Origin of the sequence: Pseudonocardia lutea, assembly GCF_042658055.1 — a bacterium.
Classification (GTDB): domain Bacteria; phylum Actinomycetota; class Actinomycetes; order Mycobacteriales; family Pseudonocardiaceae; genus Pseudonocardia; species Pseudonocardia lutea.
On sequence record NZ_JBHSQK010000103.1, the window covers coordinates 1 to 14923 of the forward strand.

At 71.5% G+C, this 14923-nt stretch carries 14 protein-coding genes and 1 pseudogene; 4 read left to right on the forward strand and 11 right to left on the reverse strand.

Going from position 1 to position 14923, the window contains the following annotated elements; all coding sequences use genetic code 11:
- Positions 1–278 (forward strand): QcrA and Rieske domain-containing protein (locus ACFQH9_RS29460; RefSeq protein WP_379571255.1); only part of this gene is annotated, 278 nt, incomplete at its 5' end.
- Here ACFQH9_RS29460 and ACFQH9_RS29465 read toward each other — a convergent pair.
- From ACFQH9_RS29465 to rpsB, 6 genes are all read right to left on the reverse strand, one after another.
- On the reverse strand, positions 275–1006 hold the full coding sequence (locus ACFQH9_RS29465; RefSeq protein ID WP_379571257.1) for a class I SAM-dependent methyltransferase: 732 nt from the start codon (positions 1004–1006) through the stop codon (positions 275–277). The two genes, ACFQH9_RS29460 and ACFQH9_RS29465, sit on opposite strands and share 4 nt — an antisense overlap.
- Before the next feature lie 22 nt (positions 1007–1028).
- Positions 1029–1934, reverse strand: a complete 906-nt coding sequence (locus ACFQH9_RS29470) for a phosphatidate cytidylyltransferase (RefSeq protein WP_379571311.1) — start codon at positions 1932–1934, stop codon at positions 1029–1031.
- Between the two features lie 99 nt (positions 1935–2033).
- Positions 2034–2591, reverse strand: a complete 558-nt coding sequence (gene frr, locus ACFQH9_RS29475) for a ribosome recycling factor (RefSeq protein WP_345384217.1) — start codon at positions 2589–2591, stop codon at positions 2034–2036.
- Positions 2592–2623: 32 nt separating this feature from the next.
- The gene (gene pyrH / locus ACFQH9_RS29480; protein WP_379571260.1) at positions 2624–3376 is read right to left on the reverse strand and encodes a UMP kinase; all 753 of its coding nucleotides are present in this window, start codon (positions 3374–3376) and stop codon (positions 2624–2626) included.
- A 4-nt stretch (positions 3377–3380) separates the two neighbouring features.
- Positions 3381–4196 carry a translation elongation factor Ts gene (tsf, locus tag ACFQH9_RS29485; RefSeq protein ID WP_379571262.1) on the reverse strand — a complete coding sequence of 272 codons (816 nt, stop codon included), beginning with the start codon at positions 4194–4196 and terminating at the stop codon, positions 3381–3383.
- A gap of 84 nt (positions 4197–4280) precedes the next feature.
- Entirely contained in the window at positions 4281–5150 is an 870-nt protein-coding gene (gene rpsB, locus ACFQH9_RS29490; protein WP_379571264.1) for a 30S ribosomal protein S2, read from the reverse strand.
- A gap of 510 nt (positions 5151–5660) precedes the next feature.
- Between rpsB and ACFQH9_RS29495 the strand changes: the two genes are divergently transcribed.
- The gene (locus ACFQH9_RS29495) at positions 5661–6257 is read left to right on the forward strand and encodes a M23 family metallopeptidase (RefSeq protein ID WP_379571266.1); all 597 of its coding nucleotides are present in this window, start codon (positions 5661–5663) and stop codon (positions 6255–6257) included.
- 57 nt (positions 6258–6314) lie between these two features.
- Here the strand turns inward: ACFQH9_RS29495 and ACFQH9_RS29500 are convergent, their stop codons facing one another.
- The 5 genes and pseudogenes from ACFQH9_RS29500 to ACFQH9_RS29520 form a co-directional block, all read right to left on the reverse strand.
- Positions 6315–7355, reverse strand: coding sequence for a FliA/WhiG family RNA polymerase sigma factor (locus ACFQH9_RS29500; protein WP_379571268.1), 1041 nt, complete (start codon positions 7353–7355; stop codon positions 6315–6317).
- A 154-nt stretch (positions 7356–7509) separates the two neighbouring features.
- Complete coding sequence (locus tag ACFQH9_RS29505; RefSeq protein ID WP_379571270.1) at positions 7510–8514, reverse strand: tyrosine-type recombinase/integrase; 1005 nt, start codon at positions 8512–8514, stop codon at positions 7510–7512.
- Between the two features lie 171 nt (positions 8515–8685).
- Entirely contained in the window at positions 8686–9846 is a 1161-nt protein-coding gene (dprA, locus tag ACFQH9_RS29510; protein WP_379571272.1) for a DNA-processing protein DprA, read from the reverse strand.
- The gene (locus ACFQH9_RS29515; protein WP_379571274.1) at positions 9843–10742 is read right to left on the reverse strand and encodes an ATP-binding protein; all 900 of its coding nucleotides are present in this window, start codon (positions 10740–10742) and stop codon (positions 9843–9845) included. The genes dprA and ACFQH9_RS29515 overlap by 4 nt, the downstream gene beginning before the upstream one ends.
- Positions 10651–10878: pseudogene (locus ACFQH9_RS29520) on the reverse strand (hypothetical protein); the annotation flags it as partial. The pseudogene ACFQH9_RS29520 and the gene ACFQH9_RS29515, both read right to left, overlap by 92 nt.
- A gap of 960 nt (positions 10879–11838) precedes the next feature.
- Here ACFQH9_RS29520 and ACFQH9_RS29525 point away from each other — a divergent pair.
- Both ACFQH9_RS29525 and ACFQH9_RS29530 read left to right on the forward strand, forming a co-directional pair.
- Positions 11839–13740: an ABC transporter ATP-binding protein gene (locus ACFQH9_RS29525; protein WP_379571276.1), complete on the forward strand. Its 1902-nt coding sequence runs from the start codon at positions 11839–11841 to the stop codon at positions 13738–13740.
- Positions 13737–14696: a serine/threonine-protein kinase gene (locus tag ACFQH9_RS29530; RefSeq protein ID WP_379571278.1), complete on the forward strand. Its 960-nt coding sequence runs from the start codon at positions 13737–13739 to the stop codon at positions 14694–14696. The genes ACFQH9_RS29525 and ACFQH9_RS29530 overlap by 4 nt, the downstream gene beginning before the upstream one ends.
- Positions 14697–14923 lie beyond the last annotated feature (227 nt).

The window sequence follows — 14923 nt, forward strand, 5'->3', positions numbered from 1 at the left end:
CGCTCGGCCCGGCCTCCAGCGTGCCGGTCGGCGGCGCCGCCGTGTTCGCGAACCAGAAGGTGATCGTCACCCAGCCGACCGCGGGCACCTACCGCGGCTTCTCCGCGATCTGCCCGCACCAGGGCTGCACCGTGACCGGGGTGCAGGGCGCCTCGCTGGTCTGCCCGTGTCACGGCAGCACCTTCGGCCTCGACGGCCAACTGCAGAAGGGCCCGGCCACGCGGGGCCTGACACCGCAGAACGTCACGGTGTCCGGCGGCCAGATCACGCTCGCCTAGCGGCTGGGCGTGATCAGCCCGGCGGGCCTGCGGCGGGTGTGCAGCCGGTAGCCCACCGGGATGTCGAGCCCGGTCGTCTCCGCGATCGCGCGGGCCGCGGTCGCGGGGGCGAACTCGATCCGCAGCACGGCCTCGAGCGTCTCCCGGTCCGGGAAGCGCCAGGTCGACGTGACGCGCTGCTGGGTGAAGCCCTGCCGGGCGAAGAACCGCTCGACGGCGCCGGGGTCGTAGCGCGGCAGGTCCGCCCGCAGCCAGTCGCCGTAGGGCGGCACCGTGAAGTCGAGGTCCACGATCGCGAGCACACCGCCGGGCCGCAGCACGCGGTCCGCCTCGGCCAGGCCCGGCTCGCAGCCCTCGCCGAAGAAGTAGGCGGTCCGGGCGTGCACGACGTCCGCGCAGGCGTCGGGCAGCGGGAGCGCCTCCGCTCCCCCGCGCAGCACCTCGTACCCGCGCCGCCGGGCCCGCTCCACCAGGGGCGGGTGCGGCTCGACGCCGACCACCGACCGGGCCTCCTCCGCGAACCGCGGCAGGTGGTAGCCGTCCCCGCAGCCGACGTCGACGACGTCGAGCCCCGCCCACGGCGCGGCGGCGCGCAGGGCCGCCCAGAGCACGCCGTCGGCGTCCTGTGCGCGGTTCTCGCGCTCGTACACCTCGGGCCAGTGCCAGATGTTGGGGCTGGGGATCGCGGGGCCGCTCTTGAGCTGCCCGCCGAAGCCCTTGTACCTCATGCGGTCATCCGGGGCGGACACCTCACGTGACGGGGACGAAGACGCTCAGCAGCGCCCACGAGACGAAGGCGGCCGGGAGCATCGAGTCCAGCCGGTCCATCAGGCCCCCGTGGCCGGGCAGCAGGGTTCCCATGTCCTTGATGCCGAGGTCGCGCTTGATCATCGACTCGGTGAGGTCGCCCAGCGTGGCCGTGACGACCAGGACCGCACCGAGGACCGCGCCGAGCCACCAGGCGCCGTCGAGCAGCAGGAGGACGGACAGCGCGCCGGCGACCATGCCCGCCAGCAACGAGCCGCCGAAGCCCTCCCAGGACTTCTTCGGGCTGATCCGCGGGGCCATCGGGTGCCTGCCGGCGACGACCCCGGCCGCGTAGCCGCCGACGTCCGACGCGACGACGCAGATCATGAACGACAGCACCCTGCCGACCCCGTCCTCCGGGAGCACGAGGAGCGTGGCGAAGGAGACGAAGAACGGGACGTAGGCGGCGGAGAAGATGCCCGCCCCGACGTCCCGCAGGAACCCGTCGGCGGGGTTGGGCCCGCTGCCCTTGCCGCCGCTCCCGGAACCCATGCGCCACAGGAGGGACACGAGGACGGTGACGGCGAAGGCCACCGCGGACCCGCGCAGGCCGAACGGCCAGGCCAGCCACACCATCGCCTGCCCGCCGAGGAGCAGGACCGGCAGCGGGACCTTGATCTTCTCCCGGCTGCGGCGGAAGGCGCCCGCGAGCTCCCAGGTGCCGACGGCCGTGGCGGCGGCGAGCACGATGACGAACGCCTGCCGCTGCACCAGCAGCGACGCGAGGATCACGGCCCCGAGCGACACCCCGACCGCGATCGCCGCGGCGAGGTTGCGGCCGAGCCGCGCCGACCGCGGCGGGGGCGAGGGCGCGCCCGGCAGACCCGACCCGGGGAGGTCGGAGGTCACGGGTGGCGGGCCGGCGGCGTCCGGCGGCGGGCCGTCACCGGACCGGTCGGCGCCGTGGTCGGCCTCGTGGCCGGCACTGGGCGAGGTGGTCACGGTCCTTCAGAGCTCGAGAAGCTCGGATTCCTTGTGCTTGACCAGCTCGTCGACCTGGTGGACGTACTTGTCGGTGACGCCCTGCAGCTCCTTCTCGGCGCGGGTCACCTCGTCCTCGCCCGCCTCGCCCTCCTTGACGATGCGGTGCAGCTCGTCCATGGCCTTGCGGCGGAGGTTGCGGATGGTGATGCGCGCGTCCTCGCCCTTGCTGCGCGCGACCTTCACCATCTCGCGGCGCCGCTCCTCGGAGAGCTGCGGGATGATGCAGCGGATGATCTGGCCGTCGTTGCTCGGGTTGAGGCCCAGATCCGAGTCCCGGATGGCCTTCTCCATCGCCTTGAGCTGACTGGCGTCGTACGGCTTGATGACAGCCATCCGCGCCTCGGGGATCGTCACCGAGGCGAGCTGGTTGAGCGGGGTGTAGGCGCCGTAGTAGTCCACGACGACCTTCGAGAACATCGCCGGGGTCGCCCGGCCGGTCCGCACGCTGGCCAGGTCGTCCTTGGCCACCTCGACTGCCTTCTCCATCTTCTCCTCGGCGTCGAAGAGGGTTTCGTCGATCACGGCTGCTCCCGGTGCGTTCTGGCGTGTCGTTCTCAGGTCTCGGGTGTGCTCACCAGCGTGCCGATCCTCTCACCCGCGACCGCCCGCGCGATGTTGCCCTCGGTCAGCAGGTTGAACACGATGATCGGCATCCGGTTGTCCATGCACAGGCTGAAGGCGGTGGCGTCGGCGACCTTGAGCCCCCGCTCGAGCACCTCGCGGTGGGTGATCTCGTGGAACATCTCCGCCGTCGGGTCGATCTTCGGGTCCGCGGTGTAGACCCCGTCGACCCCCTTGGCCAGCAGCAACGCCTCGCAGCCGATCTCCAGCGCGCGCTGGGCGCCGGCCGTGTCGGTGGAGAAGAAGGGCATCCCGACGCCCGCCCCGAAGATCACGACCCGGCCCTTCTCGAGGTGCCGGATGGCCCGCCGGGGGATGTACGCCTCGGCGACCTGCCCCATCGTGATCGCGGTCTGCACGCGGGTGTCGAGGTGGTGCTCGCGCTCGAGGAAGTCCTGCAGCGCGAGGCAGTTCATCACGGTGGCGAGCATGCCCATGTAGTCGGCGCGGGCGCGGTCCATCCCGCGCTGCTGCAGCTCGCTGCCGCGGAAGAAGTTGCCGCCCCCGATCACGACCGCGATCTGGGCGCCGCTCGCGACGACCTCCGCGATCTGCCGGGAGACGGTCTCCACGACCTTGGGATCGACGCCGAGCCCACCGCCGCCGAACATCTCGCCGCCGAGCTTGAGCAGCACGCGGCGGTACCCGTGGCGGGTGGGTCCGGCGTCGATCCCGTGGTCGCTCATGCGATCAGGCCTGGCCGACCTCGAAGCGGACGAAGTCCTTGACGGTCACGCCCGCCTCGTCCAGCAGCGCCTTCACGGTCTTCTTCGAGTCCAGCACGGAGGCCTGCTCGAGGAGCACGACGTCCTTGTAGAAGCCGGTCAGCCGGCCCTCGACGATCCGGTCGAGGATCTTCTCCGGCTTGCCCTCCTCGCGGGCGGTCGCCTCGGCGATCCGCTTCTCGTTCTCCACGACCTCGGCGGGGACCTGGTCACGCGTGGTGAACTGCGGGCGGGCGGCGGCGATGTGCATCGCGACGTTGCGTGCGGCCTCGGCGTCCTCGCCCTCGTAGGCAACGAGCGCACCGATGGCCGGCGGCAGGTCGCTGGCGCGGCGGTGCAGGTACACCGCGACCGGACCGTCGACGTGGATGTACCGCTTGAGCTCGAGCTTCTCGCCGATGCGGGCGGACAGCGCCTGGATCGCATCCGCCACGGTGCCGCCCTCGAGCGGGGCCTTGGCCAGCGCCTCGACGTCCGCCGGCTTCTGCTCGACGGCGACGGCGAGGATCTTGGTGGCGAGGTCGACGAAGTCGTCGCTCTTGGCGACGAAGTCGGTCTCGCAGTTCAGCTCGACCATGGTGCCGCCCTCGGCGACGACCAGGCCGTTGGAGGTGGAGCGCTCGGCGCGCTTGCCGACGTCCTTCGCGCCCTTGATGCGGAGGAGCTCGACGGCCTTGTCGAAGTCGCCCTCGGCCTCCTCGAGCGCCTTCTTGCAGTCCATCATCCCGGAGCCGGTGAGCTCACGGAGCCGCTTGACGTCCGCGGCGGTGTAGTTCGCCATCTCGGTGTCTTCTCGTCCTTCGCGCTGCGGGTGGATCGGGTCCGACCGGCGGCCGGGGCGGTGTGCGCCCCGGCNGGGTGGTGCTCAGCCGGCGGTCTGCTGGGTGCCGTTGCTGGTGCTGGCCGGGGCCGAGCCCGCGTTCGCCGCGGCCGGCTCGCCGCCCAGGCTCGCGCCGTCCGACCCGCCGCCGGTCAGGAGCTCCTGCTCCCACTCGGCCAGCGGCTCCTCGGCGCCCTCGGCCTTCTCGCCCTCGCCGCGGGCGCGCGCCGAGCGGGCCATCAGGCCGTCGGCCGCCGCCTTGGCGATCACCCGGGTGAGCAGCGCCGCGGAGCGGATCGCGTCGTCGTTGCCCGGGATCGGGTAGTCGACCTCGTCCGGGTCGCAGTTGGTGTCGAGGATCGACACGACCGGGATGCCCAGCTTGCGGGCCTCGCCGACGGCGATGTGCTCCTTCTTGGTGTCGACCACCCACACCGCGCTCGGCACCTTCGACATGTCGCGGATGCCGCCGAGGGTCTTCTCGAGCTTGTCCTTCTCGCGGGTGAGCATGAGGATCTCCTTCTTGGTGCGACCCTCGAAGCCACCCGTCTGCTCCATCGACTCCAGCTCCTTGAGCCGCTGGAGGCGCTTGTGCACGGTCTGGAAGTTGGTGAGCATGCCGCCCAGCCAGCGCTGGTTCACGTACGGCATGTTGACCCGGCCCGCCTCCTCGGCGATGGCCTCCTGGGCCTGCTTCTTCGTGCCGACGAACATGATCGTGCCGCCGTGGGCCACGGTCTCGCGGACGAACTCGTAGGCGCGGTCGATGTACGACAGCGTCTGCTGCAGGTCGATGATGTAGATGCCGTTGCGCTCGGTCAGGATGTAGCGCTTCATCTTCGGGTTCCAGCGCCGGGTCTGGTGCCCGAAGTGGACGCCGCTGTCGAGCAGCTGCTTCATGGTGACGACGGCCATGGCCGGTGTTCACCTCTCGGTCGGGCGCGGGCGGCTGGGGTGATCACCGATCACCGCCGGTCGGTCCGCGCGTGGCGGTTGTCGCGAATCCCCGGTGGAGGGGACTCGCCCTGGCGCCGCGCCGGCTCCCGGACCCGCACCCGGCCGGTCGGCGAGGATGCGGGACCGCCCGGTCGCCGACCCCGCTTCCGCAGGGCACGCGAGCGCGCGAAGTCACCTCGAGCGGTCGAGGTGCGTGGTCGAGTGTACGCCCGGCCGCCGATCGGCCTCATCCGGGACGGCCGCGCCAGGCCGACCTGTCCCCAGGTGCGGGCCCTGTGGATCGATCGTCCGTGGGGCGGCGGGTTCGCGCTGCTCGCGGGGCAGGGTGGCGGCATGAGGCGGGCGGGGGCGGTGGGCCGGGCGGTGGGCCCGTGCAGGGTGCGCTCGTGGGCGGCGCGCCGGCGGAGCGCGCGCTCGTGCGCGGGGCGCCGGCGCAGGGCGCGCTCGTGGAGCAGGGGCCGTTGCGGGGTGGGGTGGCGGGCGGCGGCGTGGCTCGTGGCGGTCGGGCTGCTGCTCGGGGCCGGGGCCGGGGCCGGAGCGGCCGTGGGGGTGGGGGTGGCGGGACGGGGCGGGGTCGAACGGGTCGCCTTCGCCGCGTCGGTACCGGGCAGGGAGCCCGCGCCCGGGGTGGAGTACGGGTGGCCGCTCCTGCCCGTGCCGGCGGTGGCGCGGCCGTTCGACCAGCCGCCCTTCCGGTACGGCCGCGGGCACCGCGGCGCCGACCTGGTCGGGACCGCCGGGCAGGCGGTGCTCGCCGCCCGGGACGGGGTCGTCGTGTTCGCGGGTCCGGTGGCGGGGCGCGGCGTGGTCTCGGTGGAGCACGCCGACGGGCTGCGGACGACCTACGAGCCGGTCACCGGCACCGTCGCGGTCGGGGTGCGGGTGGCGCGCGGCGACCCGATCGGCGTGCTCGAGGCCGGGCACGCCGGGTGTCCGGCCGAGGCCTGCCTGCACTGGGGCGTACGGCGGGGGGTGCGCTCCACGTCGGAGTACATGGACCCGCTGGTGCTGCTGCGCCCCCGGCACGTCCGGCTGCTCCCGCTCCCCGATCCGTGGCCGGGATAGGGCGGGCGCTGCCGCTCGGGCGGGTTCGGTCGGGCCGGTTCGGTCGGGCGGGTTCGGTCAGGCGGGTTCGGTCAGGCAGGTGCGCAGGCGCGTGACCAGACGGGAGTGCAGCTGGCAGACCCGCGACTCGGTCACCCCGAGCAGGCGGCCGATCTCGGCGAGCGTGCGGTTCTCGAGGTAGTAGAGGCGCACGACCTCCCGGTCCCGCTCCCCCAGCGCGCCCACGGCGAGGGCGAGCTCGCGCACCGTCTCGCCGTGCTCCACGACCTCGGCCGGGCCCGGGGCGGACTCGTCCGGGACCAGCTCGGCGACGGGCCCGTGGCCCTCGCCGCCGGCCTCGAGCGCCTCCACGCTCACCAGCTGGCGGTGCTGGAGCACCGCGCGCAGCTCCCGGAGCCCGACGCCGAGCTCCTCGGCGATCTCCCGGTCCTCGACCGTGCGTGCGAGCCGCATCTCCAGCCGCTCGCGCACCCGCTCGGCCTCGCGGCGCCGCGCCCGGGCGGTGCGCGGCACCCAGTCCTGCGCCCGCAGCTCGTCGAGCATCGCGCCGCGGATGCGCTGGGCCGCGTAGCTCTCGAAGCGCACCTCGCGCTCGGGCTCGAAGCGCTCCACGGCGTCGATCAGGCCGAACATCCCGACCTGCACCAGGTCGGCGGCGTCGACGTGGGCGGGCAGGCCGCCCGCCATCCTGCCCGCGACCCCTCGCACGAGCGCGCGGTAGTGGAGCACGAGACGGTCCCGGGCGGCCGGGGAGCGGCTCGCGAGGAAGTCCGCCCACAGGGTCGAGGTGATGTCGGCGGCGCGATCCCCGGCGGCGCGATGCCCTGCGACGCGATCCCCGGCGACGCTCTCCGCCGCGTCGTCCCCCGGCCGGTCGGCGGCCGCCGGGCCGATGCGCGTCGGGGCGGGAGCGGCGACGGGGGTACCGCTCGGGTCGGTGGCCGGCGCCTCCGGGGCGGGCGTGCCGTTCGCCGACGAGCGGTGCCCGATCGGGCGACCTTCGGGGGTCTCGGGCGTGTCGCGCCGCAGCGGCGCCACGAGGGCGACGTGCTCGGCGGCGCGGTGCGGCCCGCCGAGGTTCGACTCCGACCCCGCCACGTCCGGTGACACCCCGGACTCAAACGGGACCGCCCGCAGTGACACCCTGCGTTCGGCGACCGCCTGCTCCTCCGCGGTGGTCAGGGCCCTGGCCAGCGCTCCTGCCGGAAGGCCGATCCGAGCAGTGACCTGCGCAGACTCCGCGTCCGGAACGTCATGCCCGGGGATGAGCCTGGTCATGGACCACCTTCAGACGGTCGACGGTCACGTGCGTGTAGAGCTGAGTGGTCGACAGCGTAGCGTGACCGAGCAACTCCTGTACGTGACGAAGGTCCGCACCGCCCTCGAGGAGGTGTGTCGCCGCGGCGTGCCGGAAGCCGTGTGGCCCGATGTCCGGCGCGTCGGGCAGGGCCGTCATCGCGCGGTGCACTATCGTGCGCGCGACGCGGGGATCGAGGCGGCCGCCGCGAACCCCGAGGAAGAGCGCGGGCGGCGAACCCGGCCGGGCCAGCGCCGGCCGGCCGAGGGCACGCCAGCGGCGCAGCGCCGCGGCCGCCGGCACGCCGAACACCACGGTCCGCTCCCGGTCGCCCTTGCCCAGTACGCGCAGGGTCCGGCGTTCGTCGTCGACGTCGTCGACGTCGAGCCCGCAGGCCTCGCCGACCCGGATGCCGGTCGCGTACAGCACCTCGAGCAGGGCGAGGTCCCGGAGGGCCTCGGGCTGCTCCTCGGCCGCGCCCGAGGTGGCGGCGTCGAGGACGGCGGCGGCCTGGTCCGCCCGGAGCACCTCGGGCAGCTCCCCTCGCGCGCTCGGCGAGCTCAGCCGCGCCCCCGGATCGCTCGCGAGCAGCCCGGCCCGCGCCGCCCAGGCCGTGAAGGTGCGCACCGCGGCCGCGCGCCGGGCGAGCGTGGCGCGGCCGGTGCCCGCGGCGTGCGCCTCCCCCAGCCGCCGCCGCAGGTGCGCGAGGTCGAGCGCCGCCAGGGAGGGCAGGCCGGCGAGCATTCCGGCGAGGTCGGAGCGGTAGGCCCGCACGGTGTGCGCGGACCGGCCCCGCTCCAGCTCGAGGTGCCGCAGGAAGCGCTCCACCGCCGCCGCCACCTCGGCCGCGAGGGCGCGTTCGGCGGGGTCGGCCCGTCGGTCGGGGGCGCCGCCGGCCGGATCGGCGCGCGCGCCCTCGGACCGCTGCTCGGGCTGGCTCTCGGGATCGGACGGCGCCATCCCCCGACGGTGCGGTCCGGACCGGCCCGGGTCAACGCCCCACGCCGCGCGCGCCGTCGCGGTGTCCGCCGCTCACCCGCCCGCGCGAGCAGGCGACCACCACTGCGCCACGCGACGAGCCGCGCATCGGTTCGCGTCCCGCCCGGGCGCCGCGGCGGGGACCCGCCGTCCTCACCCGCCACCACGCTTCCTCCCCGCCCGCTGCCACCGGCCCTCGTGGTACGAGGCGAGCCCGCGGCGCTCGAGCTCGACCAACGCGGAGCGGACGGTGGCCTGGTCCAGGCCCGCCTCGACCGCCAGCCAGGCGATGTCCCGGGCCGCCCGCGGGGGCAGGGCGTCGTGCACCCGGGCCTGCACCTCGTCGAGCGCGTCCGTGCGGCGCCGCGGCCGCTCCGGCTCCCGCGCCAGCTCGACGCCCAGCCGCCCGGTCGCCTCGGTGATCTCCTCGGCCCGCGTGACGAGCAGGGCGCCCTGCCGGATGAGCTCGTGACAGCCCGCCGACGCCGCCGAGGTCACCGGCCCGGGAACGGCCATGACCACCGTGCCGAGCTCGCGGGCGTCGGAGGCCGTGCGCTGGGCGCCGCTCCGCAGCGCCGCCTCGACCACCACCGTGCCGGCCGACAACGCCGCGATGAGCCGGTTCCGCACCAGGAACCGGTGCCGCGCCGGCACCGCGCCCGGCGGGTACTCCGACACCACCAGGCCCTGGTCGGCGACCCGGTCGATCAGCCCGGCGTGCGAGGTCGGGTAGGCGCGATCGAGCCCGCAGGCCAGCACCGCGATCGTGGACCCGCCGCCGGCGAGGGCGCCCCGGTGCGCGGCGCCGTCGATGCCGATCGCCGCACCCGACACCACCGTCTGCCCGGCCGCGGCCAGGCCGGCGCCGAGCTCGGCGGCGGTGTGCGTGCCGTAGCCGGTGGCGGCGCGGGCGCCGACCATCGCCACGGCCCGGTCGGTGAGCTCGCCGAGCGAGCCGGGGCCGCGGACCCACAGCGCCAGCGGCGGCGCGAGATCCGTGCGGTCGGTCAGCCCGAAGCAGGCGAACGGCCAGTGCGGCCACTCCGGGTCCTCGGGGACGAGCAGCCGGGCACCGCACGCGGCGGCGGCCTCGAGATCGGCGTCGACGCGCTCGACGCCGCGCCGCGCGGACGTCTCGTCCGCGACGGCCGCGGGGACGTCGCCCCGTTGGATCGCGGCGGCCGCCGCGACCGCGCCGACCAGGTCGGCGAAGCGCCCGGTGGCCCGAGCGGGCGGCTCGGCGACCCGCACCAGGTACGCGCGGGCCCGCAGGACCTCCTCGGCCACCGCGGCGGGGCGGACCGGCGCACTCACGCCGCACCCCGCTCGCGGTAGTACAGCGCGTTGTCCACGGCCTCCCGGTCCGGCGACGACGCCCCGGCCAGGTCCGCCAGCGTCCACGCCACCCGCAACGCGCGGTCCGCACCGCGCGCCGACAGCTCCCCCGCGCGCATCCGCTCCTCCAGCGGCCGGACGACGGCGCGGGGCAGGCCGAAGGTGCGCCGCAGGGCCGGGCCCGGGACCTCGGCGTTGGTGCGCCAGCCGTGCGCCGACCACCGCTCGGCCGCGGCCGCCCGTGCGGCGAGCACCCGCTCGCGGACCGTCGCGGTGTCCTCCTCGACGGTGCCGGCGGTGCCGATCTCGGTGACCGGGACCATCCGGGCCCGCAGGTCCACGCGGTCGAGCAGCGGGCCGGACAGCCGCCCGAGGTAGCGCCGCCGCACGATCGAGGTGCAGATGCAGTCCCGGTCCCGCGCCGGCGCGCACGGGCACGGGTTGGCCGCCAGCACCAGCTGGAACCGCGCCGGGTACCGCACGCTCCCGTCCGCCCGGGCCAGCCGGACCTCGCCCTCCTCGAGCGGCGTGCGCAGCGCGTCGAGCACGTGCGGCTGGAACTCCGCGCACTCGTCGAGGAACAACACCCCGCGGTGGCCAAGTGTTCGTCTATGTACCTTGAACCCCGCTGACGCCGCATCTCGCGCCGCCGAGACGGCGGAAAGTACCTCCCACAGCGCCGGAACATAGCCGCTGCAGGTACCGAGCGGTCCCAGATCAACGACCGGCGCATCCGGCCAACGAGCTTGTGCAGCGTTAGACAAGCACCAACGACACGCTTCGTTAATGCCGTTTCGCAAATACCCGAAGTTTCGGCTCCGTGCCTGTGTCGAGCTTGCGTGTGTAGAGGATCGGCCGGCGGCGTGAGCCAGCATTCAGCGGGAGCGCGGTCTGCTCGAGCACCATTGGGCCGACCACTGGATGAGCCAGCTCTCCTTGTAGGCTGCGGGCCGCAGCTCCGTCGTGCTGCGCCCCGCAGCAGCATCGGAACTCAGGACTCCTGGTGGAGAGGTCGCTGACGAGCCCGTACCCCCAGCACCGGTGTAAAGTCCGACGAGGAGATCACGCAGTACGTCGAGCGTGCTCAAGCGGCCAGACCAAGCGCCTTCAACTTGCGCACTCGTTACGGTACTGCTCGCGTGTACGTACATCTACGTATTGACATGCCATCTGACACCCATTCAGGTCGGGCTTGCACGCCAGAGCAATCAATCACTCGGAACATGGGTCGCGCACACAGTTGGAAATCGGACTAGGGTGCACGCACCTACGCCCGGCCCGTACATGAACAACAAGACCCAAACGGATTATCTATCGTGGCGCGGATGACTGAGGCCCATGCACCGCCGGCCCGCATATTTGCGTATCAAACTAGTCCACATTGAATGATCACTAGGATCGAGTCCGTTTTTACCGTTTATCTCGCATACTCTGTCGCAACTGTCCGTTTCAAAACGGCAGCTTCAGACATGTCCGCGAGGATTGTCCGGCCTGCACCATTTATGACGCTGGGCCCGGCATCCGCCTAGCGTCGTGCGTTGATATTGCGAGGTCGTTAGCTTACGTATTTGTTGCACCTGCACACGCATCATCCCGATCAGGCATAGATCGTTCTCGTTACGATCCACGTCGCCGCACCTTGAAAAGGGCATATTGTGGGCGTCCAGCGGAGGGCGTAGCCTAAGGCGTGCCAACTTGAAGTTCGGCTCAGCCTGGGGGAGATCAATGTTTGACTTGCTGCAGGCGGCGACTCGGCGCCGCGACAACGACAACGACAACAAGAGGACCACAAACGGGGGTTACAGGAAGAACGAGACCCGTGACAAGGACGAGCACACCCACGAGACGCACCACTGACGGCGGCTGCAAGGGGTGGTGACGCATAGTACGCCTCCGCCAACCAGAGACGGCTTCATCTCACGGTGAAGCCGTCTTCGTCATAGAGCGAAGAATGCCATGAACGTTCTCCGCATGTCCCGCTTCCTCAACACACTTCTAGGATCATCGTTTAGCGCTGCCCCTTCGGAGGGCGACGGCCTGGTAGCCCAGGCCCCGGCCGTGTCCGTTGGTGAGATCGCTCGTCGTTTCTGGCCCTACACGCGCTCGCAGCGTCGTTGGCTGCCGCTCCTAATCGGTCTGGTCGTGGTGTCGCCGCTGTTTGAAGCTGGGGAAATCTGGGTGTTCAAACTGCTCGTCGACGATGTGCTGGTGCCCGCGGACTTTGCAGCATTTGTGCCGATCGCACTCATGTTCATCGGCCTCACCGTAGCCAGCGGCTTGTTCTCCATCGCCCAAAGTCTGCTGTCCACGCGGGTGAGCCAACAGTTCTTGCTGTCGCTGCGCACGTCCTTCTTTCGACACCTGCAGGGGATGTCGCTGGACTTCTTCGAGAGACGCCAGCTCGGGGACGTGCTTTCCCGCCTCACCGGTGACATCGCCGCCATCGAATCCTTCCTGCTGGGCGGGCTGATGAGCGGGGTGACGTATGTCCTGCGACTGGGAGTCTTCACCGGTGCCTTGTTGGTCCTCAACTGGCGGCTCGCCCTCATGTCATTTGCCGTTCTGCCGCTGTTCTGGTTGCTCTCCCGACGCTTCTCGCGACTCCTGAAGATCGCCTCGCGAGAGAAGCGGCGTCGAAGCGGATCGATCACTGCGGTCGCCGAGCAGAGCCTCGGCAACGCGATGCTCGTGCAGGCGTGCAACCGGCAGGACTGGGAGGTGGATCGATTCCATCGGGAGGGGCACCGCAAGTACCTCGCGGAAATGGCCTCGACCCGACTCCGCGCGGTATTTAGGCCACTAATCGATCTTGTGGAATTAGGTGGCGCGTTCATCGTTCTGGGAATGGGCATCTGGGAGCTGTCGGCCGGTCACCTGACCCTCGGCGGGCTACTGGTGTTCCTCACCCTCCTCAGTCGAATGTATAGTCCGGTCCGGGGGATGAGCAGCCTCGTCAACTCCGTCTACTCCGCCTCCGCCAGCGCAGAACGCATCATCGAGTTCATCGACCAGCGCCCGGCCGTTGCGGACACTCCAGGAGCCGTGGTGCTGGGTCCGGCAGCTGGCCACGTGGAACTCGATTGCGTGACGTTCCGCTACCCGGGCACGGACCGCGAAGCGCTCCGCAACGTGTCGCTACGGGTGGTACCGGGACAAACGCTGGCGCTCGTCGGCCCCAGCGGCGCGGGCAAGTCCACCGTGGCCAAGCTGTTGCTCCGCTTCTACGACCCCGACGCCGGCCGGATACGCCTCGACGGCCACGATCTGCGGCAGCTGCGACTGGACTCGCTCCGCGAGAACGTCGCGGTCGTCCTACAGGAAACTCTGGTTTTCGACGGCACCATCCGGGACAACATCGCCTACGGCCGACTGGACGCCGACCAGACCGAGATAGTGGCGGCCGCGCGCGCTGCGGACGCCCACGCATTTATCACTGCTCTTCCGGAGGGCTACGACACACTCGTCGGCCAGCGAGGGCGGCGTCTCTCCGGCGGCCAGCGGCAGCGTCTCGCCATTGCTCGCGCGATGCTGCGCGACGCACCGGTACTTCTGCTGGACGAGCCGACGACCGGCCTAGACGCTGCTTCCGGACAGCGAGTCCTTGCTCCGTTGCGTCGTCTCATGAGCGGCCGGACCACCATCGTCATCTCCCACGACCTGCTTACAGTCCGCGATGCCGATGTCATCGCTGTCCTCGACCAAGGTCAACTGGTGGACAGCGGGATCCACGACGAGCTCCTGGCGCGAAACGGCACCTACTCGCGCCTTTACCGTCTGCACGTCCGCCAGCCCACCGCATCGAGACCCACCAGCCATGGCTCCGAAGGATCGTCGGGGCCGGTCATCGCCAACTCACGAGGGGCATGGGCATGAGCGACCAGCACCCCGCTACCGGGCGTTCATATTGTTGTCAACCGTCCGCCGCAGACATCGCTACAGCCGCCGACCAGCCGTCCCAACCCAGCAGCCGCTCAAAAGGCGGTAACAGTAATGACCCGGCACTGGCCGCCGGCGTCGAACTAACCAGAGGCTACTCAGTCATCAGGCTGCTCGACCGGAGCCGGAACCTAGAGGTCTACGAGGTCTGGAGCCAGGAGCGAGAATGCCGCTGCGTGGCCAAGACCGTGCGCCGGTCGCGCCAGCACCATCGCCGCCTCGTCGCGCGCGTGCTCAACGAGGGACGGTATCTGGAGTCCTTCACCCACCCCCACCTCGTCCGCGCCTACGAAACGATCGAGCTCCCTACCGCCATCCTGATCCTCGAAGCCCTGCCCGGCCAGACGCTCGACCACCTTATCGACACTATCCGCCGACCCATCCCCGCAAGGAGCATCGGAATTCTCGGCCTGCATCTGTGCTCGGCAATCCAGTATCTACACCGCCACAACGTCCTGCATCTCGACCTGAAACCATCGAACATCATCTGCAGCCAGGGGCTGGCCAAGATCCTCGACCTCAGCCTGGCCGGTCCACCAAGATCAGTCGATCCCGGATGCGGCACCAAAGGCTACCTCCCGCCCGAGCATGCCCGCGGAGGCATGACAACCACGGCCGCCGACGTGTGGGGCATCGGAATCGTGCTGTACGAGACGGCCACGGGACAACGACCCTTCGCCCACGAGGAGCCCCGCCACCAACATCCGCAATTGACCACACGAGCCCCGTGCGTCCGAACCCGCCGGCCACGGCTTCCGCGCTGCCTGTCAACGATCATCGACTCCTGCCTCGAACCAGATCCGCCAAACCGTCCCACCGTCGCCCAGGTCACCTCGACGCTCAGCGAGGTAGTTCCCAATTCAATCGGGCCACAAAGGCCAGCAGTCGTATAGGAACAGCAGCGCTCAGTAGCTGACGGCGGGCAAGGCGACACCTAGGACCAGGGCGAGCACCAGCAGCGCCGTGGTAATCACCGCCGCCGGAAGGTTGATGTCCTCGGCCTCGACGTCCGCCCGGCGCAGACTCGGACGATTCCGGGATCGACCTAATCAAGGCCCGTCCTGGTCCTCCCCTATCCGGACTGACGCTAAATTGGAAGGGCTCTAATGCCGCGACCGCG

Bases quoted from the DNA above. Each gene is read 5' to 3' on its own strand.
- ACFQH9_RS29465 (WP_379571257.1), bottom strand. From the start codon at position 1,006: ATGAGGTACAAGGGCTTCGGCGGGCAGCTCAAGAGCGGCCCCGCGATC.
- pyrH (WP_379571260.1), bottom strand. From the start codon at position 3,376: ATGAGCGACCACGGGATCGACGCCGGACCCACCCGCCACGGGTACCGC.
- tsf (WP_379571262.1), bottom strand. From the start codon at position 4,196: ATGGCGAACTACACCGCCGCGGACGTCAAGCGGCTCCGTGAGCTCACC.
- rpsB (WP_379571264.1), bottom strand. From the start codon at position 5,150: ATGGCCGTCGTCACCATGAAGCAGCTGCTCGACAGCGGCGTCCACTTC.
- ACFQH9_RS29505 (WP_379571270.1), bottom strand. From the start codon at position 8,514: ATGGCGCCGTCCGATCCCGAGAGCCAGCCCGAGCAGCGGTCCGAGGGC.
- ACFQH9_RS29515 (WP_379571274.1), bottom strand. From the start codon at position 10,742: ATGCTGGCTCACGCCGCCGGCCGATCCTCTACACACGCAAGCTCGACA.
- ACFQH9_RS29525 (WP_379571276.1), top strand. From the start codon at position 11,839: ATGTCCCGCTTCCTCAACACACTTCTAGGATCATCGTTTAGCGCTGCC.
- ACFQH9_RS29530 (WP_379571278.1), top strand. From the start codon at position 13,737: ATGAGCGACCAGCACCCCGCTACCGGGCGTTCATATTGTTGTCAACCG.